The sequence below is a fragment of the Taibaiella chishuiensis genome (genome assembly GCF_003014535.1).
Taxonomy (GTDB): domain Bacteria; phylum Bacteroidota; class Bacteroidia; order Chitinophagales; family Chitinophagaceae; genus Taibaiella; species Taibaiella chishuiensis.
This window is the reverse complement of sequence record NZ_PYGD01000009.1, coordinates 149694-171556: the sequence shown is the minus strand read 5'-3', so window position 1 is coordinate 171556 and position 21863 is coordinate 149694. Positions and strand designations below refer to the sequence as shown.

Sequence of the window (21863 nt, the reverse complement as noted above, 5' to 3'; positions counted from 1 at the left end):
CGTATCTTTAAACCACCAGTAAACCCTGAGCGCGGCTAGGAAAGATCCTTAAAACGATCTTTTATGAGCAAGTATGTACAACGCCGCACCGGTGTTCTTTCCCACTATCCTTTTGTATTGCTTTTGTGCCTCCTTGCGGCGGGCATTGTATTGCAACAAATACTGCCGCCCTTACCGGGCCGGTACTGGTTATCGGCACTCGCAGCTACTTTTGTATGCAGCCTGGCCACCCATTTCCCGCACAACGCATCTGCTTTATTGTTCCGGCTTCGCCGGTTCAGCCTGGCCCTTACCCTGCTGAGCCTCGGCGCTGTATTGTGTTATTACCAGGACATACGCCATAGTCCCGGTTGGTACGGGCATGAGCTGGAGCATACCGAAGCACTGGCCGTACAACTCTATGCGCCCGCACAGGACAAGCCACGCACCCGCTTATTGCCGGTACAGGTAGTTTACCGCCTGCAGCATAACCGCTGGCAAAGCGCCTCGGGGCGCCTTAACCTGTATCTCTATCGCAGCGATAGCCTGCCTGTGTATCCACCAGGTACCCTACTGCTGATCCCCAACAAACTGGCCCCGCTACAGGCAAGCGGCAATCCATTTGGCTTCAACTATGCCCGCTATGCCGCGCGCAACGGCATTTTCCACCAGGCATTTATCAGTCCCAAAGATATACGGGTAGTAACTACAGGACCACCGGCTTCTTCGTTCACGACCCGGTTAAGCAATTCCTTACTGGACTGTATCCACGCCAATGTACGCGACAGCACTACACGTTCGCTGATCGCCGCAACCCTGCTCAACGAAAGGGCTTCGTTCGACGATACCTTGTGGCAGGCCTACTCCATTACCGGTATCGTACACATCATTGCCATATCGGGTATGCATATTACCCTGTTGTTCGGCATCCTGCTGTTCCTGCTCAGCTGGCTCCGCTATAAACGTTATGACTGGCTGAAATACCTGCTGGCCCTGCCTTTCGTATGGGGTTATATTATGCTTACGGGTTTCCCGCCTTCTGCTGTGCGCGCCGCCGTGGGCTTTACCCTTGTGGCCGCCGGCACATGTCTGCGCCGGGAAGGCAATGCCATCAATACCTGGGCAGCCACAGCCTTTTTGCTGCTCTGCTACAACCCTTACTGGCTCTGGGATGTAGGTGTTCAGCTTTCTTTCCTGGCGGTATTATCCATCCTGTTGTTTTACAAACCGGTGCGTAACCTGGTTATGCCTCCCAATAAATTATTGCAGGCTGCATGGGATACTTTTGCCGTAAGCATTGCGGCACAAATACTCGTCTTCCCGCTGGTGCTGTATTACTTCCACCAGTTTCCCTTACTGGGCCTGGCCGCCAGCCTGCCTGCCGCGCTGTACAGTACTTTGCTGATGATCGGTTCGCTATTGCTGTTCCTGCTGGCATCGGTATTCGGCTCCTGTACCTGGCTGGGCGATGTGCTGGCCCGGATCACGGCCTGGTTTCATCGCATTGTATTACAACTGGCGCAGCTTACGCCCGACGATGCCAGGCACCTGTGGTTAAGCCTTACAGACTATTGGCTGATGATGGCGGCAGTTGTGGGTTGTTGTCTCTTTTGCGTTAACCGGCACAGGCAATACCTGTATGCGACATTAGCCTGTTGCCTGCTGCTATGCGGCAGTTTTATATACCAGGATGTAACGGCGTTGCATACCGAAAGACTGGTGATCTACAACACCGCCAGGTCGGGCCTGGCCGATCACTTCAGGGGTAAGAGCGTAGCCGCCGCCGGTCTGCCCGGCAATTATCCCGTAGATCCGAAAACCGGCAGTTATACTTTGTTGCCCGCCCGGCTGGGATACCGGGCGATTACCGAAGTAGCTGCGGACACCGGCATTTGTTACTGGAAGATTGGTACGAAATCGGTGCTGTACCTTAAAGATGATGCGCATTTTAAAACAGGCAGTACTTTCCCCGTTGACTACCTCGTGGTCAGTACGGCCTGCCGGTACCGGGGTACAGCCTGGCAAGCGGTTTTCCACCCGGGTATGGTCATACTCGACGGCAGTCTTTCGCGCAGTAAAGCGCTACGCTGGAAAGCGCAGTTACAGGCATTAGGCATAAAGGTGCACTGGGTGCAGGAATCGGGCGCCTGGATACTGGAAGGCAGTATCTGATCCGGCTTACAGGATCATAAACGGATCGGCGTCGTTAAGGAAAGGGAATTGGCTGCGCACCTGCTCCAGGTCTTCTTTGCGCAGGGTATGGGTATATACGGCTTCCTCATCGGCCTGTTGCCAGATGATATTGCCCAACGGGTCGATAAGGCTGCTGTCGCCGCTATGGTAGATATCGTTGCCGTCATTACCTACCCGGTTCACACCAATCACATAGGCCTGGTTTTCGATGGCCCTTGCCTGTAACAAGGTCTTCCAGGGCAGGCTGCGTCTTTGCGGCCAGTTGGCCACGTACAACAGGATATCGTACAAGCCATCGGTGCTGTCGGGCGTTCCTTTTTGTCTTGCCCATACGGGGAAGCGCAGGTCGTAACACACCTGCAGGCATAGCTTCCAGCCATTTACCCGGACAATCAGCCTTTTATCGCCCGCCGTATAATGACGGTCTTCGCCGGCAAAACCGAAAAGGTGCCTTTTATCGTAATGATAACAGGTGCCATCGGGTTGCATCCATATTAACCGGTTATAATACTGTCCGTCCTCGGCTACGATCATACTACCGGTAATGATCTTCCGGTTGGCTTTGGCCGTTTGCCGTAACCAGGCTACCGTAGTGCCGTCCATCGTTTCGGCGAAGGTTTCGGGCTGCATGCTGAACCCCGTGCTGAACATTTCGGGCAGTACCACTACCTGGCTGCTGGCCGGCAAGCCGGCGATCTTGTCCGCAAACTGTTGCAGGTTACGTTCTTTATCTTCCCAGTAGAGGTTGCTCTGGATCAGGCTTATGGTTAGTGACGACATAACTGCAAGGTAAGCATAAAAAACAAAGCCACCCTTGAAAGGGCGGCCCTTGCTAAATAAGCAAAATGCATGAAAATCTTAGATGCCGAAGAAGCGGATACCGATACAGTACGGATTTTGCACCAGCGCATCTTTGTATAAATTAGTTACCTGGTAGGTAGCATAAAAGCGGATATAGTTATCGATGCCGATCTCGCCGCTGAGGTTCAGGTTAAACTTCTGGAAGTTGAATTCATCATGGTTCTTCTGTTTGCCTCTTTCGTCGGAGATCTGTTTGGTCCAGGAGTCGAAGCAGTAACCGCCAATCGCACCAAAGCCATATACCAGCCAGAGGTTGCTGCCACCCATACGGGTTTTGAAGTTAAACATCATGGGGATGCTTACATAAGCAAAGGCCAGTTTGTTCTTGCTGAACCGTACGTTGTCCTCGATCACCATCGGCCGGGTTTCGTTGACATAGGAAATGTCCCTGTTGAATTTAAAGTTGTAGAGTTGCAGCCCTGCGCCGGTATACAGCGATATTTTCTGTGCGCGGCTTTGCAGCAGTTTAATATTCATCAGTACGGGCCAGATATTTACGTTGATCGACTTGCCCTGCCGCAACGAAAAGAGATTACCGTTCTTCTTATCATCGGGCACCTGCAGGTATTGTTGTGCCGCGGCATCATTGTAATTGGTGCGATCGTTGAGGGCATTGATGCCCAGGTCAAACATCAGCCAATGCATTTCCACGGTTTTCCTTTTGTTGATGCTATCCTGCCTTTTCGAGGTTACTCTAACGCCCCCGGTACCCAGGGATAAATAGGTCGTGTTTTTGCTGGCAGAATCTTTCTTGCCGAGTACCAGCATACCGCTTTTATCGGGCTGATCTTCGGTAAGTGTTACGGTTTCGGCCGGTTTGTTTTGCGCTACTGCTGTGGTAGCCATTAAGGTCAGTGCGGTTATTATAATGCTTATACGGGACATAATCTGTTTGTTTAGGGATGTTAATGGTCGAAAGCCCGGCGGCTTGCACAATCAGCTGCTTTGCGCACCTGCCGGCGTTTTCTCTGTTTTATTTTCTAAAAGCAATTTCTTTTTCACCGAGACGGATCACAAAGGTGGTTCGTTTCAGTTGTGCTGCTTTGGACGCCACACTGTCTTTTACGCCGCGGATATGGGCGATCAGGCCGTTCAGTCCTTCCAGCTTCTGGTCGCTTACCGGCAACCATCCGGGCAGGGAAGCCTTGCTGGCCAGGGCATCCGCAGATTCCGCTTCTGTTAAAGCCAGGGGCCGCTGCATTTCAAGTGCCCGTTGTTTGGGAGGCGCCTCGCCTACGGCAACAGGCAGGTTGCCGGCTATCGGGTCTACAGGTGTCGATTCGTGCCGGGCTACCTGCGCTCCGGGCAATGCTGTTGCAGGTTGTACTACCCCGTTTTTCGCTGTAGTCATCGTTTGGGTATTGCTGCGGGCGATCATAACGGTTGGGGTCGGCGTTACAGTAGCCGGCGCCCCGGGCGTCGTGGTATCAACTGCAACGGGCTGGTGTACCAGGGCTACAGGCGTACTGCCGGGTAATGCGCTACCAATATCCTGGCGGGAAAACAGCCAGGTAAGACCTGCCGCACCTGCAATCAATGCTACTGCTGCGGCGCGGCGCATCAGTACCGGTTTGCGGCTCGGTTTAAAGGGCAGTACCTGCGGCTCCGGTTGCAGGAGCGCTTCCTTCCCTTCAAACACCAACTCATCCTCCGGCGGCAGCACCAGGCTCTTGTACTCTTCGAGCAGGATACGCCATTGCGGATGCAGGGCGATGTACTGCAGCAAGTTGCCGGCCTCTTCGGTGCTCAGTTCCCCGTCTACGTACAACAGGATCTGCTCTTCTATATTGTTTGGATTGATTTCCATGTTTAACTCAGATTATATGTGCTCTGCTTACCAGGTATTGTCTCAGTTCTTTTCTTGCGCGGTGCAGGTACACTTTTACTTGTGTGGTATTCAAATCTGTTAGTGTAGCGATCTCTTCATAACTGTATCCTTCGTAGTCCTTTAATAACACCAGGTTTTTGGCTTGTGTGTCCAGGGTAGACAGGGCATTTTGTAATATTTTTTTCAGGTCGTGGGGTTTGGGTTGTTCGGTCAGCACATTTTCGTTCAGGTTTTCGGTACTGCGGGTCCGGCCCCGCGTTCGGTGTATATCCATACAGCGCCGGTACACAATGGTAAACAGGAAACTTTTTCCTTTCTCTGCCGCTACCATTTCCCGTTTTTCCCATAACGTTACAAAGGCTTGCTGCACTACATCCTTGGCCTCCTCCTGATCATTCATGCTTTTACATGCAAAGCGATACAGGCCATCGGCCAGTTCTCGTACGCATTGATTGTATTCAGTAGTGGTCATTTACTAGTTAATCGGTAGCCGGTAAAAAAAGTTACAAAGAAGGACAATTTTTTTTCTTAAAAAAAGCAACCCGGCCTGGAGGCCGGGTTGCGGGTATCTTATTGATCAGGGACATGCACTTAGTTAATCACGTCAACAGCTACTTTAGGCGCTGCTGCCAGGATTTCTTCGTTAGCCTGGTCGGCATACTTTTCGAAGTTTTTCACGAACAGGCCAGCCAGTTCGTTTGCTTTCTTATCGTACGCTTCTTTATCCGCCCATGTTTCGCGTGGGTTCAGGATTTCAGCAGGTACGCCCGGGCAGCTTTGTGGCTTCAATACGCCAAATACGCTGTGCGGTACATATTCTACGTTGTCCAGTTCGCCGTTCAGGGCTGCAGTGATCATAGCACGCGTGTATTTCAGGCTCATACGGCTACCGGTGCCATAAGCGCCACCGCTCCAGCCTGTGTTGATCAGCCATACTTTAGCGTCAGGATGCTCTTCCAGTTTTTTACCCAGCAGCTCGGCATATTTAGTCGGGTGCAGGGGCAGGAATACGCGGCCGAAGCAGGCAGAGAAAGTAGTCTGCGGCTCGGTAACGCCCACTTCTGTACCGGCAACCTTAGCGGTATAACCACTGATGAAGTGGTACATAGCCTGGCCTTTGGTCAGTTTAGAGATCGGGGGCAGGATACCGAATGCGTCACAGGTAAGGAAGAAGATATTTTTAGGATCGCCACCGTAAGATGGTTCTTTAGCATTATCGATGTGGAAGATCGGGTAAGCGGCACGGGTGTTTTCCGTGATGCTGCCATCTGCATAATCTACCGTTTTGGTACCCTCGATAAATTTGATGTTTTCCAGCAGGGCGCCGGGTTTGATCGCGTTAAAGATCTGTGGTTCTTTTTCAGCGCTCAGGTCGATACATTTTGCATAGCAACCGCCTTCGAAGTTGAATACAGAACCATCGGCCCAGCCATGCTCGTCATCACCGATAAGGGCACGGTTAGGATCGGCGCTCAGGGTGGTTTTGCCGGTACCGCTCAGACCGAAGAACAGGGCTACGTCGCCGTCTTTACCTTCGTTGGCAGAGCAGTGCATGGATAATACTTTATGATCGTGCGGCAGTACGAAGTTCAGTACGCCGAAGATGCCTTTTTTCATTTCGCCGGTATAAGCGCTACCACCGATCAGGATTACTTTACGGGTAAAGTTAACGATGGTGAAATTGCCCTGGCGGGTACCGTCAACAGCAGGATCGGCCTGGAAACCAGGAGCCTGGATGATGGTCCAATCCGGAGTTTGTGTTTTGATCTCGTCTTCTGTAGGACGCAGGAACAGGTCGTTGCAGAACAGGTTGGCCCATGGCGTTTCGTTTACAACGCGGATGTTCAGTCTGAATTTAGGATCAGCACAGGCATAAGCGTCACGCACCCATACTTCTTTGCCGGATAAGTAAGCGCACACTTTATCGTACAGCTTATCAAATGCCTCAGGAGCAAAAGGGATATTTACATCACCCCAATCAACCGATTTTTCAGTGATTGCATCCTTAACGGTGAATTTGTCTTTAGGGGAGCGGCCGGTAAATTTGCCGGTGCTAACACAAAGGGCATTAGTATCGTTCAACTCGCCTTGTCCCAGTTCTATCGTTTTTTTTGTAAGCTCTTCAGAAGATAAGTTCCAATGAGCAATTGCAACATTTAACCCCGCGTCAGCAAGGTTTGCATTAGAATTTTTGAGGCCGTATTCTTGCATGTTTTTCTATTTGAAATTAGGCTGCAAAATTAATATAAAAATAATTGCAATTACCTATTTCACCCATTATTTAACATGGCCGGCAGGTTTGCCTGAAAAGTGTTATTTTTATTTCGGAAAAAGAATAAATGAAGAATTAAAATAACACACAAAACAATAAAATACAAAATAGTATGAAAATATCCTTTCATGGCGCAGCCAGGACGGTTACCGGGTCCAAACACATTGTACATCTGAATCCTAACAAAAAAATCTTATTGGACTGCGGCATGTTCCAGGGAATGGGTAAGGACACACTTAGTCTTAATGAAGAGTTCGGGTTCGAACCGAAAGAAATCAGCTATGTTATCCTCTCTCATGCCCATATCGACCACGTAGGTTTGTTGCCCAAACTGGTAAACGAAGGCTTCCAGGGAAAGATCTATTGCACCAAAGCTACCGCAGCCCTGGCCGAAATCCTGTTGCGCGACAGTGCGCATATCCAGGAGATGGACGCCAAATTTGCCAATAAGGTACGCGCCAACCAGGGTAAGCCGCCGGTGACGCCCCTGTACAACACCCAGGATGCTATCCGGGTATTCCCGTTATTTACCCCGCTGAGCTTTCGCGAATGGCATACCATCGACGACCAGGTACAACTCATGTATACCGATGCCGGCCACATTATCGGCAGCGCCTGTGTACACCTCAAACTTAAAGAGAATGGCAAGACGGTAAGCCTCACCTTTAGCGGCGACATAGGACGTTATGGCGACGATATCCTTAAATCGCCGGAAACCTTTCCCCAGGCCGATTACATCATTATGGAATCGACCTATGGCAACAAGCTGCACCCACGCGCGCTGCCCCCGGCCGACCAGTTACTCACCCAGATCGAAACCGCCTGCCTGCATAAAAAAGGTAAGCTCATCATACCCGCCTTTAGTGTAGGCCGTACGCAGGAACTGCTTTATGCCCTGAACCAGCTGGAGCTCGAAAACCGCCTGCCCAAACTGTCTTATTATGTAGACAGCCCGATGTCTATTGCCACTACCGAGGTCGTTAAGCAGTTCCCCGAATTGTTTAACAGCCGGGTACAGGAAGTGCTGAAAAAAGATGAAGATCCCTTCGACTTCAAAGGCCTGCATATGATCGAAGATGTAGAAGAATCCAAGGCGCTGAACTTCAAGAAAGAGCCCTGCGTGATTATCTCCGCATCCGGTATGGCCGAAGCCGGCAGGATCAAACACCATATCGCCAACAATATCGAAGATGGCCGCAATACCATCCTGATCGTTGGTTATTGCGAACCGCAATCGCTCGGCGGCCGCCTGCGCAACGGCGCACAGGAAGTAAGCATATTCGGCCAGGAGTTCAAGGTCAATGCCGATGTAGTGGTGATCGAAAGCCTGAGCGCCCACGGCGACTACGACGACATGAGCCAATGGCTGGCCTGCCAGGATGCGCGCGAGGTAAAAAAGTTATTCCTCGTACACGGTGAATACGAAGTACAGCAGGAGTTTGCCGCCAAACTGCAACGCAAAGGTTTTAAAGATGTGATGATCCCTGCACAGCACCAGGAAGTGGGTATGGGCAACCTGGATTAATTCAAATAATTTCATAGCAGAGGGCCGGGCAATCGTATTGCCCGGCTTTTTTTTCCTTCGCAAGGATCCTTGCTGGAGAACTCGCGGCGAAGATCAATTGATGGTGCAGCATTCGCCGCACCGCTGCGAGACTAATTTTTACAGGATATGTTGATCCGGTCGGATTTCGAAGCGTTATATCCCCTTCGCAAGGCCCCCTTTGGGGGAGACCTCGCGACGAAGTCAGGAAAATAGACCACCCCGCAGCGAGAAATGATCTACAACCAGATCAACAAAAAAAGAGCCATCCTTACGGATGGCTCTTTCCTATAAATTTTTAAACGGGATCTTATTCAGGAATTACCTGGAATTCCAGTTCCAGTACGTTCTCTTTACCGAAATCGATCTGCGCTTTGAAGGTACCAGCTTCTTTAACTTCGTCAACGATGCTGATACGACGGCGGTCGATCTCATATCCTTTCTGCTCGCGGATAGCGCGTGCGATCTGGATTGGGGTAACAGAACCGAAGATTTTACCGCTTGCACCGATTTTAGCGCCCAGGGTAACCGGAGCTGCTTTCAGCACCTCGGATACTTTAGCGATTTCGGCCATCAGTTTTTCTTCGCGTTTTGCCAGCACTTTGCGGCGCTCTTCCAGTACTTTCCGGTTAGAGCTGCTTGCCTCGATCGCATACTTCTGAGGGATCAGGTAGTTACGGGCATATCCGGGACGCACCTCCACCAGTTCGTGGGCAGCGCCTAAGTTATCTACGTCTTTTATTAATATTACTTCCATTGTTTATATTACTTTAAAAGGTCAGTTACATAAGGCAGGATAGCCATCTGGCGTGCCTTTTTAACAGCATGTCCCAGTTTGCGCTGGTATTTAAGAGAAGTACCTGTAATACGACGTGGTAACATTTTACCTTGCTCGTTCAGGAATTTTTTCAAAAACTCGGCATCTTTATAGTCGATGTATTTGATGCCTAATTTTTTAAAGCGGCAGTATTTTTTCTGGCGCTTTTCCACGCGGGTGGTGGTCAGGTATTTAATATCGTTAGCTCTTGCCATTTCGGGAAAATTAAAGGGGTTTAGGATGCAGCTTCTTCAGCTTTTGCAGTTTCAGCTTCTGACTTCGCTTTAGCGTTACGCTTACGCTTGGTGTACTCCAAAGCAAATTTGTCCAGGTGCGTGATCATATGACGCATAATCGTCTCATCACGGTTCAGCTGGGTTTCCAGTTTCGCATTAAGATCAGTTGGAGCGTTGTACTCTACCAGGTAATAAAGACCGGTAGTCTTTTTCTGGATCGGGTAAGCCAGTGAACGCAATCCCCAAGCATTTTCATGCTCGATTTCCCCGCCATGTTCCTTAATTAAGGACGTGAACTTTTTCTGAGCGCTTTTGAAGTCTTCTTCTGCCAGTACCGGCGTGAAGATCAGCATCATCTCATAGTTCTGGATGTTTGTTGCCATGCAAAAAATTGTTTAAAAAATGAATCCGCTTGTAACCCTCCAACTGCAACTTGTGGTCATTGTCCGCGAACGGAAATGGTCGGAGGATTTTTTCGGACGGCAAAGGTAAGAAGAGATAGAAAAAAAACCAAATTTAATATTCTGCAGGCCGGATCAGCCCTGGGCCTGCACCAGTTTTACCTCGGCAATGGCCGGGAACAGGTAGAGATGCCCCGTTTTTACCTCGCGGCAGCGGAAGCGCGTGCGCAGCTTCTCGATTTTCTGAAACGTACGGCCATCAAGGGTTTGAAAGTGTTCGTTCAGCGGAATGTCCTCCACCAGGCGCATAAATTTTTGCCGGCGGTCGTGCTTTTTAAGCGCGCGGTACAGGTTGGGATCGCTGCAGGTCGAGGCTTTAATGCTGCTCAGCGATTGCGTAAGCGCCTCTTCCACGTTATCGGGAAAAATACCCCGCCCCATGTATTTGCTGAGCAAACCGGCAAATATGGCTTTCCATTCCTTACCATGGGGCTGTATGCCCCTTTTGTACTGGATATAGGTAAGCATATGGGCCAGCTCGTGCAGCAGGGTAATCAGGAAGCTGTAGGGATTCAGGGAACCGTTGATGCTGATGCGGTGTATGGGATAATCTTTGGTTGGCGTACGGTAATCACCCAGGATGGTGGCCCTGTCGTGGGTAATGCTGAGATGGATATCGTATTCTTTGAAATAGGATGCTATTTTTTTGTACGTGCCCTCCGGTAAAAACTGCTCCAGCATTATAAATGGAGCTTCCTGCTTGCCCATAAACTTTGATATCAGACCTTTTTAGCCATTCGTGAAAGCGGTACCGCTTCTATTGCAGAATACACGATGTACATGCCTAAAAACAAAAATAAGGAAGGTTTATGAACAATTTTTTCTTTAACAAATATATAAATCAGGAGCACCGCGATGCACACAAAAAACTTCATCATGGTGCCTGTAAGCTTGGACCTAACGAAGGCGTTGGCATTGCCTGTTTTCATGCCCTGGCTGATGATGTAGAAGGAGGTAAGCGACACGGCAGCCAGGATGGCATTACCAATCATCAGGGAGGTCATATCGTAGGCAGGGTTCTGGCTGTGCAGGTAAAAAACAAGACCGGCAAGTAAAAGCGCTGCGACAACTACGGATATAACGAAAGAACGCGTCATGGACAATTTTTGATTTGAGGAGCAAAGGTACTAAGTTATCAGAACGAACTTATTACTATTTTATTATTTTAAGCCCGAAAAGATAGTCATTCTGCGGCTGTAGCGGGCGGGACATAGCCTGGGCCCCGCCGGGGGCATGTATATTTTTTTGCCGCAATTAAAAATAATGTTACCTTTGCAGCCTTATTTACGCATGATTAGAAACCATGCTCTAAAAATATTTCAATAATGAAAAAAGGTGTTCATCCTGAAAATTACCGTTTAGTCGTGTTCAAAGACATGTCTAACGACCACACATTCATTACGCGTTCTACTGCTCCCAGCCGTGAAACCATTACCTGGGAAGATGGTAACGAGTATCCGCTGATCAAAGTGGAGATCTCCAACACTTCACACCCTTTCTACACCGGTAAATCTATGTTCATTGATACTGCCGGCCGTATCGAAAAGTTCAAAAAGCGTTACGCGAAAAAAGACTAATTCCCAAACTGGAAATATTTGTCTGGTCCCGGCAGTTATGCCGGGACTTTTTTATGCCCGCCCGATGCTCCCCCACTACTTTTTCTTCTTGTAGCTGAGCCTTACTTCGGCCACGCCATCATCGAGCATACCCAGTCTGCGCGCGGCTTTGCGGCTGAGGTCGATTACCCGGCCGCTTACAAAAGGCCCGCGGTCGTTGATCCTTACTTTAACCGTTTTCCCGTTTTTCAGGTTCGTCACCCTAACCTTTGTGCCGAAAGGCAGGGTCTTATGAGCTGCGGTACGCCTGCCCTGGCGGAAGGTTTCGCCATTGGCCGTCTTACGCCCCTGGAACGATTTTGCATAATAAGACGCCCGTCCACGCTCCTCGAGCCGGGGACTGCAGGCCGCAAAAAAAAGAAGGAGCAACAGGGGGAGTAAACGGTAAAAGCCAGAAGGAGTGCGCATATACCGGCAATATTAATTTAAAAATAAGTAACAAAAAAGTGCTCAGATTATGCAAATAAAACACTTGTTTTACCTTTTTCTACAATACGATAAATATGTAATTATTCCAAAAAACAGCATCCAAAATCATTGCTAATTTTTTTATAATTAAATACTATCTTTGCGAACTTATTCAAAAAATTTCATTACTGATCTAACAGATTACCTATGCAGCTTAAAGGAATGGTAAAATTTTTTACCGCAGCCCTGATCCTCTTTTCGTTATGGCGGCTCTCATTCACCTTCATCGGCCATAACGTTGAGAAAAAAGTAAACGCTCAGTCAGAGAAGTTTGTCAACAGTACCGCGCCCGACGCTAAAGGCGTTGACCGGGAACTGCTGCTCGACAAAGCCTACCAGCACATTACCGACAGTCTTCGCGGTGAAACCGTGTTTAACTTCCTGGGTATGAAATATACCTACCAGGAGGTTAAAGAAAAAGAACTGCAGCTGGGTCTCGACCTCCAGGGAGGTATGAGCGTAACGCTTGAAGTCGGGCTGGACGGTCTGGTAGAATCCATGAGTAATAACCCCAAAGATCCGGGCCTGCAGCGCGCTATCGCCGAAGCTGTACGCATGAAAGCCAACAGCGAGGCCGACTTTGTGAAGCTCTTCGGACAAGCCTACCAGCAGGTAAATCCTAACGGTAAACTGGCAGTATTGTTCACTAAGGCATCGCAACCCAAGATCACCCTGAGCTCCAGCAACGAGCAGGTGCTTTCCGTGATCCGTGCCGAAGCCAAAGAAGCCATCAAACGTACCTACAACGTACTGAGCAAACGTATCGATAAATTCGGCGTATCCCAGCCAAGCATTAACCTCGACGAGAACAAGGGTATCATTACCGTGGAACTGGCCGGTGTTAAAAACCCCGAGTCCGTACGTAAATACCTCCAGGCTACAGCCAAACTGCAGTTCTGGGAAGTAGCTACCAACCAGGAAATGGCACAGTACCTGATCAAAGCCAATACCGTACTGAAAAATTACCTGAAAGGCGGTAAGGCCGAAGCGCCAAAAGATACTGCCGTAGTAGCTAAAGCAGATACCGGTAAAACAGATACCGGCAAAGTAGCAGCGGCAGCTCCTGCCACTACTGATACCGGTAGCTTAAGCAGCCTGCTGGCCAAAGACGACACTTCTAAGGGCGCTGCCCAATCACCTGCTGCAATCGGTGATAAAAAAGAAGATGATCTGTTCTCAATCATGCAGCCTATCGTAGATATGCAATCCGGCCAGTTTGTAGACGCCGTGATCGTAGGTGCGGTAATGAAAAAAGATGCGAATAAGCTGATGGAATACCTGAAACTGGATGTCGTTAAGAACCAGTTCCCTTCCAATATCAAATTCCTGCTGGGTGAGTATCCTGGTGTTACTGCCGATAAGAAAAACGATCCCCGCGTACCTTATGGCGTTTATGCGATCAAAACCGTAAACGGCAGCGATGATGCCAAACTGGAAGGCGACCGCGTTAAGAGCGCTAAATTCGACTACCAGCAAAATGGCAAAGCCGAGATCCAACTGGTAATGGACCAGCAGGGTACCGCACTGTGGGCCCGCCTGACCAAAGCCAATATCGGTAAGCCAATCGCTATTACCCTCGACGACTTTGTATACTCTGCCCCTACCGTACAGAACGAAATCAACGGCGGTACTTCTTCCATCACCGGTAACTTTACCGCGAAAGATGGTACCGACCTCGCCAATATCCTGCAGACCGGTAAACTGGAAGCCCCTGCAAAAATCGTACAGGAGCAGGTTGTAGGTCCTACCCTGGGCCAGGAATCTATCGATGGTGGTATCGAGTCGTTTATCGTAGCCTTCCTCGTGATCTTCGTGCTGATGATCGTGTACTACAATACCGGTGGTATCGTAGCCAACATCGCCCTCATCCTCAACATGCTGTTTACCTTCGGCGTACTGTCTAACCTTGGCGCTACGCTCACTATGGCCGGTATCGCCGGTATCGTACTGGGTATCGGTATGGCGGTAGATACCAACGTAATTATCTTTGAAAGGATCAAGGAAGAGCTTGCACTCGGCGACACTTACGAAGAAGCCGTTAGCAAAGGTTACCGCAGGTCCTATGCACCTATTCTCGATGGTCACATCACCAGCCTGATCACAGCAGTAGTACTGCTGGTGTTCGGTCTCGGCCCGATCAAAGGTTTTGCCACTACACAGATCATTGCCCTGTTACTGTCCCTGTTCACCGGTATCCTCGTATCCCGCCTGATCACCGACATCTACATGCGTCGTGGCCGTCACTTCAAATACTTCACCGGCCTGTCCAAGTCTATCTTCCAGAAAGCGAAATTCCACTTTATCGAGAAACGTAAGATCTCCTATGTGATCTCTTCGATCCTGATCATTGCCGGTTTCGCTTCCCTGATCCATGGTTTCGACTATGGTGTGGAGTTTGACGGTGGCCGTAGCTATACCATCAAATTTGACCAGCCTCAGAAAGAAACGGAAGTAAGGGAAAAATTAAACGCCCACCTGGGTAAATACCCTGTGGTGAAAAAGATCGGTGTAAGTGACCAGCTGAACATCACTACCGATTACATGATTGAAAAATCCGGTCCCCAGGTGGAAAGCGAAGTACTGGGCAAACTGTATGACGGTCTGAAAGCAGAACATTTCATCCCTGCCAATGTAGACCTGAACACCTTTGCCACCAAATATGTACAGAGCACGCAGACCGTATTACCGACCATCTCCGACGACCTGAAGAAAGGTGCCGTAACGGCAACTGCAGTAGCGGTACTGGCGATCTTTATCTACATCTTTGTACGTTTCCGTAAATGGCAGTACTCTATGGGTACCATCGTGGCCCTGGTGCATGACGTGGCCATTACCCTGGCGGTGTTCTCCTTCTTTAAAGATATCGTGCCTTTCGCACTCGAAATCGACCAGCACTTTATCGCTGCGGTACTGACCGTAATCGGCTTCTCGATGAACGATACCGTGATCGTGTTTGACCGTGTAAGGGAATACTTCCGTAAGGATCCGAACGGTAACAAGAAAGAGATCGTTAACCACGCGATCAACGATACCCTGAGCCGTACCATTATGACATCGCTTACGGTATTCCTGACCGCCGTGATCCTGTTCATCTTCGGTGGTGAAGCCCTCCGTGGTTTTGCCTTCGCGATGGCGATCGGTGTACTGGCCGGTACTTATTCTTCCATCTTCGTTGCGGCGCCGGTACTGGTTGACCTCGACAAGAGCGATTCTTTAAGGATCGAAGAAGATAAAGAAGAGCGTATCAAACAACTGAAAGAGCAAGCGTAATTGCTGCAACAATATAAGAAAGCCTTCCCCCAGCGGGAAGGCTTTTTTTATGCCCGTATGGCCCGGCCCTGCATGGTATAACTTACCTTTGCAAAAATTTTTATTTGCATGAAGAAATTAGCTATGCTTTGCAGCGTGAGTATGATCAGCTGCAGCGTTTTTGCGCAACCGCAGACGAAATCCGAAACCGGTCTTACCTTTCCCGGTGAAAAACATTTCAAAAATATCCGCCAGCTTACTTTTGGCGGCGATAATGCGGAAGCTTATTTCAGCAATAACGGCAAGGCTATTTCCTTCCAACGCACCGCACCTAAAGACGGCGTACCCTGCGACCAGATCTTTTATGCCGTACTGCCTAAATCGGCTAAGGAAGCCTTTAAACCCAAACTGGTAAGCACCGGCAAAGGCCGCACGACCTGCGCCTATATTATGCCCGACAACAAGCATGTGCTGTATGCCTCTACCCACCTGGCCAGCGCCGATTGTCCGCCGGTGCCCGATCGCAATGTAACCAAGAAGTACGTATGGCCCATCTACGAGGGTTACGATATATTTGTAGCCGACCTGAATGGTAAGATCGTAAAACAGCTGACCAACGAACCGGGCTACGATGGCGAGGCCGTTGTATCTCCTAAAGGCGATAAGATTATCTTTACCTCGATGCGCAACGGCGACCTCGACCTGTATACCATGGATATCGACGGCAGCAATGTAAAACAGATTACCGATGCCCCCGGATACGATGGCGGCGCCTGGTTTTCGCCGGATGGCAGCAAGATCGTATGGCGCGCATCCCGCCCCCAGCCCGGCGAAGAGCTGGATGCCTACAAAGACCTGCTGAAACAAGGCCTGGTAATGCCCACTCAAATGGAAGTATTTACCGCCAATGCCGACGGCAGCGATGTAAAACAGATCACCCGCCTGGGCCAGGCCAACTGGGCGCCTAACTTTACCCCTGATGGCAAGCACATTATTTTTGCTTCGAACCACGAGTACAAACACGGCTTCCCCTTCAATATCTATATCGTAGACCTCGATGGTAACAACCTGGAAAAGATATCCCGCGACAATGGCTTCGATGCCTTCCCGATGTTCTCGCCCGATGGCAAAAAACTGATCTTTAGCTCCAACCGCAATAACGGCGGCACGCACGATACCAATATTTTTATCTGCGACTGGGTGGATTAATCACCGGCAGTATATAACAAAAGGCCCCGCTGATCGAATCAGCGGGGCTTTCTTTATGAATGTTTACCGTTCGTTTTAGCATTTCATGCAGGCGTCTTCTCTTCGTTCGCCACCTTGGCTTCGGCCACCCATTGCAGGGCCAGTTTCAGCTGCGCCTCGCGCGTCATCTCGCTGTTGTCCAGCAGGCGGGCATCATCGGCACGGCGCAGGGGGCTCTCTTCGCGGTTGCTGTCGATATAATCGCGCAACTCCAGGTTATGCCTTACTTCGTCGAGGGTAATATCGGGATTGATGGCATACATCTCCTGGAACCTGCGTTTTACGCGGATCTCGGGGTCGGCGGTCATAAATATTTTCAGTTCCGCATCGGGAAACACAACGGTACCGATATCACGGCCATCCATTACCAGGCCTTTACGTTTACCCATTTTTTGCTGCTGGGCCACGGCAAAGGTGCGCACTTCTTTAATGGCAGCTACTTCGCTTACCTTATCGGCAACGATCATATCGCGGATATGGCGGGACACGTTTTCGTCGTTGAGATAAATCTCCGATTTACCGGTTTCGGGGTGCGTTTCAAAATGTAAATGGATATTCTTCAGTGCTTCGTTGATCTCTTCCACGTTTTTAAGCGAAACATTTTCGCGGATCAGGTACAGGGTAATGGCCCGGTACATGGCGCCGGTATCGATAAACGTATAGTGCAGCTGTTCGGCCAGCTCCTTGGCCAGGGTACTCTTCCCGCAGGAAGAAAAACCATCTATCGCAATAATTATTTTCATAAAATACCTTGGGTATTAATAACACTTTCCGGTAACAACAACGGGTGTTTTTCTCTATGCAAATGTAAATTTATTTATGCAGAATCGGCCAGTATTCCTCTGCCTAAAATCCTAAATTTGCAGCTACAATCCTGTATTATGCCCGATTTTACTGCCCCGGATACGGCAATAACCACGTTATCCCTGGGCTTCAGCCCCTGCCCCAACGACACATTCATTTTCGATGCCCTGGTAAACCAGAAAATGGATACCGGCGGCTTCCGTTTCGATTATGTAATGGAAGATGTGGAAACCCTGAACCAGTGGGCATTTGAGGGCAAGCTGGCCATTACTAAATTAAGCTATAATACCTTTCTGCACGTATCGGACCGCTACCGGCTGCTCGACAGCGGCAGCGCCCTGGGGCGTGGCGTAGGCCCGCTGCTGATCTGCAAACCCGGCAAGGCTTTGAATAGCTTTGCCGACCTTTCTGCGTTCCTGGAAACCGCTAAGATTGCGATCCCTGGTGTGCATACCACGGCCAACCTCTTGTTCAGCCTGGCTTTCCCGGGTGCAAAAGATAAAACGGAAGTGCTGTTCAGCGAGATCGAACAGGCGGTGCTCGACGGCACTTATGATTGCGGCCTGGTCATCCACGAGAGTCGCTTTACCTATCACCAGCGGGGACTGGACAAGCTGATCGATATGGGCGACTGGTGGGAAAAAGAAAGTGGTTCGGCCATACCACTGGGCGGCATCTGCATCCGCAGGGATATACCCGAAGCAACGGCGAAGCAAATAGAAACGATGATCCGGAAAAGCCTGGAACTAAGCTGGGCACAATACCCGCAACTTTCGGCTTTTATTACCGATAATGCGCAGGAGATGGAAGAAGCCGTTATGCGTAAGCATATCGACCTTTATGTCAACGAATACTCGACGTCCCTGGGCGAGGAAGGCCGCAAGGCGGTAGATACCCTATTCAGCAAGGCGAAAGAGCATGGCCTGATTGCCAGCCTGCCGGACTCGGTATATCTTTAACCCGTTCGCGGGATCAGAACTGCAGGTGCTTTACCGTAAGCCCGTTATTGATCAATTGTTTCAGCGAGTCGATACCGATCCTTAAGTGCAGTTCGGCAAAGTTTTTGGTTACCCGCGCATCCCCTTTCGATGTCTTTACGCCTTCGGGTATCATCGGCTGATCGGATACCAGTAACAGCGCGCCGGTAGGGATCTTATTGGCAAAACCGGTGGTAAAAATCGTTGCTGTTTCCATATCGATCGCCATAGCACGCAGACGTTTCAGGTACTCCTTAAATTCTTCGTCGTGTTCCCATACGCGGCGGTTGGTGGTATAACAGGTTCCGGTCCAGTAATCGCGGGCATAGTCCCTTATCGTGGTCGAAATGGCCTTTTGCAAGGCAAACGAAGGCAGGGCGGGCACTTCGGGCGGGAAGTAGTCGTTACTGGTACCTTCGCCACGTATCGCGGCAATCGGCAGGATCAGGTCGCCTACTTTATTCTTCTTCTTTAAGCCGCCGCATTTGCCCAGGAACAGTACCGCTTCAGGTTCGATGGCCGAGAGCAGGTCCATAATGGTAGCGGCGCCCGGGCTACCCATTCCGAAGTTGATAATGGTAATACCGTCGGCCGTGGCACAGGGCATGGGCTTATCGAGGCCTACCACCGGCACATCGTGCATCTGGGCAAATAGTTCGATGTAGCGGTAAAAGTTACACAACAGGATATACCTCCCGAAGTCTTTCAACTCAAGCCCGGTATAGCGGGGCAGCCAGTTATTTACGATCTCTGACTTTGTCTTCATATATTGATTCTGTTAAGCTGTTTGTATCCTTAAAATTAGCGCATTTTACCCTGCGGTAAAATTATCAATCTTTATAGCCTCATCTTTATTAAAAAATTATAAAAAAAGACAGCCGCTGATCACGGAGATCAGCGGCTGCCCTTTACGTTATATTCCGGTCGGATTAACGGCGTACTTCAAATTTGCGTACTACAAAACCTTTATCGGTAAGGATACGCAGGGAGTAGATACCGGCTGCAAACCGGCTGGTTGGCAGCTGGCTGCGGTTGCCGCTAAGCTGTGCTTTATACACCACTGCACCCAGGGTGTTGAATACGGTTACTTCTTGCAGCCTGATGTCCGTACTGCGGTTTTCCAGGTTAATGAAACCGTTGGCAGGATTGGGATACAGGATCACGTTAGCTTCGTCTTTGCCCAGGGTTACGATGCCCGTTGCATTGTCTACATGGATCAGCAGGCTGGTCTCGTATTGCGAGCAGCCGTTGAATACCTTCAGCGTTACGGTATAGTAACCGCTGGCGGCATAGGTATGTGTCGGGCTGGTGAGCGTCGATGTAGCTGTGCCATCGCCAAAATCCCAGAGGTAACTTTCTACCGATCTTGGATTCAGCGGGTTGAATTTAACCTTGCCCAGGTTTTCGTAAAACAGCGGGATAAAGTTAAAGCCTTCTACGCGCGGCGAGGGCAGGAAGGCCACATGGCGTTCGGCAGTGCTTACACAATTATAAGGCGTAGTTACGGTTACCGAGTATTTACCCGAGTCCGTTACGTTCAGCGTTTGCGTGGTGGCCGAACCCGGTGTCCAGAGATGGTTATAGGTAGGGTTACCGGCGTCGAGCACAATGGTAGCGCCTTCGCAGATGCTGGTGTCCGGGCCTAAGGCTATTACCGGCAGCGGACGCATAATCACATTGGTATTGCTGGTAATAACACAACCGGTAGTGCTCTTAATCGTTACGGATTTGGTACCGCCGGTGGTTACATTGGTGGTTTGGGTAGTAGCGCCGCCCGGGCTCCACAGGAAGGTGCTGCCGCTGTTGCCTGCATTCAGGTTGGCGGTTTCGCCTTCGCAAAGATCGGTAGTGGCAGGCAGGTTGTTTTGCGGCACCACACCATTGGTAATCGTACGCGCATCGGAGCCGTTACAGCCATTCAGCGTTACCAGTACAGAGTAATTACCGGCCTGGTTTACCGATATGGATTGCGTGGTGGCATTGGTATTCCAGAGATAGGTAGCACCGGCATTGCCTGCATTCATGGTATACGTTATACCCGGGCAAATGGTGGTATCGTTGCCGATATTTACGATGGGTATAGGCCTGATGGTGGCCACCACAGCCTGGCGTGGCGTGCTCTCGCAGGTACCTGCAGCAGCGGCGATATAATAGGTTGTGGTCGTCGTGAGCGAAGGCGTGGTAAAGGTATTGCCGGAAGTCAGGATCGCGCCGCCGGTAGCATTGGCATACCAGTTAATGGTGCCGCCGGTAGAGGCCGTGGCTTTCAGTACTACTGCACCGGTACCGCAATTGAAGCTATCTGCTTTGGTGGCGACAGTAGGCGCTACGCAGGCTGTAGTAAAGCTGGTAATAGGCGACCAGAGGCTGGTATCGCCGGCGCCGCATATCGCTCTTACCGCAAACTCGTAAGTGGTATTGGCTGTAAGCGGCGGACTGCTCAACGTGAAGGGTTTAGTGGTAGTGATAACCGCAGTACCGCCGGTGCTGGTATTGAGCGGTGGTGCACCATAGCGGATCTGCCAGGTGGTAGCGGTACCGGCCTGGGTCCAGTTGAGTATGGCGGAGGTGGTGGTAATACCGGTAACATTAGGCGCTGTAGGCGCAGGGCAGGAAACATTGGCTTCTGCACTTACCGCAAAAACATTCAGAACACCGGGACCGGAGGTACGGGTAAATTGTATGCTGGAAATTAATTTGGATTGATTAGCCGTGGATATGGCCAGGGTATAACGGTAGAGACGCGGACCATTGGTCGCGGTTTCGATCGTGGTGGACGTGGTGTTTCTGAGGATACGGCCGATCTGCCCGATCTCGTAAGGCGAACCACCGTACCAGTCGCCTACGGAAATATTGGTAACCTGCTGGTTGGTACCATCTGTAAAATTGACCTGCGCCGTCATTACGCAAGCCCCGCTGCCGGACGTAGCCAGTACAAACAGGTTTTGCGCGGCCATGGGCGTTGTCACGGTAAGTGAAGCCGGTGTTGCGGTATTAAGCCGCAACGAGTTCACGTCCGAATAACTCGCCAGCTGGTAAGTAAGCCCTGTGGTATTGGTGCTGGTGATTAACCCTGTAGTGGGAAGCCCGGTGGTAATGGGCGTATTCGACGAGCTGAATTGCCAACCTACAGCTACAAAACAGTAGTTTACACCATCGACATCGTTGCTGGAAGTCGCATTTGAAGTACCTGTGCCATTTACAATCACATCCGCATTAAAGCCGGTAACGGTAACCGGCACATAGGCGGCATCAACCGTATAGGACCCCAATGCAAACAATGTTGCAATGAGTAATTTTCTTTTCATATT

General features: G+C 50.1%; 20 protein-coding genes. 6 read left to right on the top strand and 14 right to left on the bottom strand.

Features of this window, described 5'->3' with window-relative positions; all coding sequences use genetic code 11:
* Positions 1-63: 63 nt before the first annotated feature.
* Positions 64-2151: a ComEC/Rec2 family competence protein gene (locus B0I18_RS19725; RefSeq protein WP_106524471.1), complete on the top strand. Its 2088-nt coding sequence runs from the start codon at positions 64-66 to the stop codon at positions 2149-2151.
* 6 nt (positions 2152-2157) lie between these two features.
* Here the strand turns inward: B0I18_RS19725 and B0I18_RS19720 are convergent, their stop codons facing one another.
* From B0I18_RS19720 to pckA, 5 genes are all read right to left on the bottom strand, one after another.
* Entirely contained in the window at positions 2158-2952 is a 795-nt protein-coding gene (locus tag B0I18_RS19720) for an amidohydrolase (protein WP_106524470.1), read from the bottom strand.
* Positions 2953-3030: 78 nt separating this feature from the next.
* On the bottom strand, positions 3031-3918 hold the full coding sequence (locus B0I18_RS19715; RefSeq protein WP_106524469.1) for a hypothetical protein: 888 nt from the start codon (positions 3916-3918) through the stop codon (positions 3031-3033).
* A gap of 88 nt (positions 3919-4006) precedes the next feature.
* Positions 4007-4840, bottom strand: a complete 834-nt coding sequence (locus B0I18_RS19710) for an anti-sigma factor family protein (RefSeq protein ID WP_106524468.1) — start codon at positions 4838-4840, stop codon at positions 4007-4009.
* A 7-nt stretch (positions 4841-4847) separates the two neighbouring features.
* The gene (locus B0I18_RS19705) at positions 4848-5333 is read right to left on the bottom strand and encodes an RNA polymerase sigma factor (RefSeq protein WP_106524467.1); all 486 of its coding nucleotides are present in this window, start codon (positions 5331-5333) and stop codon (positions 4848-4850) included.
* 119 nt (positions 5334-5452) lie between these two features.
* Entirely contained in the window at positions 5453-7072 is a 1620-nt protein-coding gene (gene pckA / locus B0I18_RS19700; protein WP_106524466.1) for a phosphoenolpyruvate carboxykinase (ATP), read from the bottom strand.
* A gap of 173 nt (positions 7073-7245) precedes the next feature.
* On the opposite strand from pckA, the gene B0I18_RS19695 reads away from it, so the two are divergent.
* Positions 7246-8658, top strand: coding sequence for an MBL fold metallo-hydrolase (locus tag B0I18_RS19695; protein WP_106524465.1), 1413 nt, complete (start codon positions 7246-7248; stop codon positions 8656-8658).
* A 328-nt stretch (positions 8659-8986) separates the two neighbouring features.
* Here the strand turns inward: B0I18_RS19695 and rplI are convergent, their stop codons facing one another.
* The 5 genes from rplI to B0I18_RS19670 all read right to left on the bottom strand — a co-directional run bounded on the left by rplI (position 8987) and on the right by B0I18_RS19670 (position 11287).
* Positions 8987-9433, bottom strand: coding sequence for a 50S ribosomal protein L9 (gene rplI / locus B0I18_RS19690; RefSeq protein WP_106524464.1), 447 nt, complete (start codon positions 9431-9433; stop codon positions 8987-8989).
* A gap of 8 nt (positions 9434-9441) precedes the next feature.
* Positions 9442-9708: a 30S ribosomal protein S18 gene (rpsR, locus tag B0I18_RS19685; protein ID WP_106524463.1), complete on the bottom strand. Its 267-nt coding sequence runs from the start codon at positions 9706-9708 to the stop codon at positions 9442-9444.
* A 20-nt stretch (positions 9709-9728) separates the two neighbouring features.
* On the bottom strand, positions 9729-10112 hold the full coding sequence (rpsF, locus tag B0I18_RS19680) for a 30S ribosomal protein S6 (RefSeq protein WP_245882122.1): 384 nt from the start codon (positions 10110-10112) through the stop codon (positions 9729-9731).
* Between the two features lie 153 nt (positions 10113-10265).
* Positions 10266-10898: a SprT-like domain-containing protein gene (locus B0I18_RS19675; protein WP_106524462.1), complete on the bottom strand. Its 633-nt coding sequence runs from the start codon at positions 10896-10898 to the stop codon at positions 10266-10268.
* Between the two features lie 11 nt (positions 10899-10909).
* Positions 10910-11287, bottom strand: a complete 378-nt coding sequence (locus B0I18_RS19670; protein WP_106524461.1) for a hypothetical protein — start codon at positions 11285-11287, stop codon at positions 10910-10912.
* Between the two features lie 228 nt (positions 11288-11515).
* On the opposite strand from B0I18_RS19670, the gene B0I18_RS19665 reads away from it, so the two are divergent.
* Entirely contained in the window at positions 11516-11767 is a 252-nt protein-coding gene (locus tag B0I18_RS19665) for a type B 50S ribosomal protein L31 (protein ID WP_106524460.1), read from the top strand.
* 75 nt (positions 11768-11842) lie between these two features.
* Here B0I18_RS19665 and B0I18_RS19660 read toward each other — a convergent pair whose 3' ends face one another.
* Positions 11843-12214 (bottom strand): septal ring lytic transglycosylase RlpA family protein, encoded by a 372-nt coding sequence (locus B0I18_RS19660; protein WP_106524459.1) that lies wholly within the window; start codon positions 12212-12214, stop codon positions 11843-11845.
* A 207-nt stretch (positions 12215-12421) separates the two neighbouring features.
* On the opposite strand from B0I18_RS19660, the gene secDF reads away from it, so the two are divergent.
* Positions 12422-15544, top strand: a complete 3123-nt coding sequence (gene secDF, locus B0I18_RS19655; protein WP_106524458.1) for a protein translocase subunit SecDF — start codon at positions 12422-12424, stop codon at positions 15542-15544.
* 108 nt (positions 15545-15652) lie between these two features.
* Positions 15653-16732, top strand: a complete 1080-nt coding sequence (locus B0I18_RS19650) for a TolB family protein (RefSeq protein ID WP_106524457.1) — start codon at positions 15653-15655, stop codon at positions 16730-16732.
* 83 nt (positions 16733-16815) lie between these two features.
* Here the strand turns inward: B0I18_RS19650 and cmk are convergent, their stop codons facing one another.
* Complete coding sequence (cmk, locus tag B0I18_RS19645; RefSeq protein WP_106524456.1) at positions 16816-17514, bottom strand: (d)CMP kinase; 699 nt, start codon at positions 17512-17514, stop codon at positions 16816-16818.
* A 138-nt stretch (positions 17515-17652) separates the two neighbouring features.
* Here cmk and B0I18_RS19640 point away from each other — a divergent pair, with 138 nt between their 5' ends.
* The gene (locus tag B0I18_RS19640) at positions 17653-18534 is read left to right on the top strand and encodes a 1,4-dihydroxy-6-naphtoate synthase (RefSeq protein ID WP_106524455.1); all 882 of its coding nucleotides are present in this window, start codon (positions 17653-17655) and stop codon (positions 18532-18534) included.
* 13 nt (positions 18535-18547) lie between these two features.
* Here the strand turns inward: B0I18_RS19640 and B0I18_RS19635 are convergent, their stop codons facing one another.
* Entirely contained in the window at positions 18548-19318 is a 771-nt protein-coding gene (locus tag B0I18_RS19635; protein WP_106524454.1) for an AMP nucleosidase, read from the bottom strand.
* 163 nt (positions 19319-19481) lie between these two features.
* Positions 19482-21860, bottom strand: a complete 2379-nt coding sequence (locus B0I18_RS19630; RefSeq protein ID WP_106524453.1) for an Ig-like domain-containing protein — start codon at positions 21858-21860, stop codon at positions 19482-19484.
* Positions 21861-21863 lie beyond the last annotated feature (3 nt).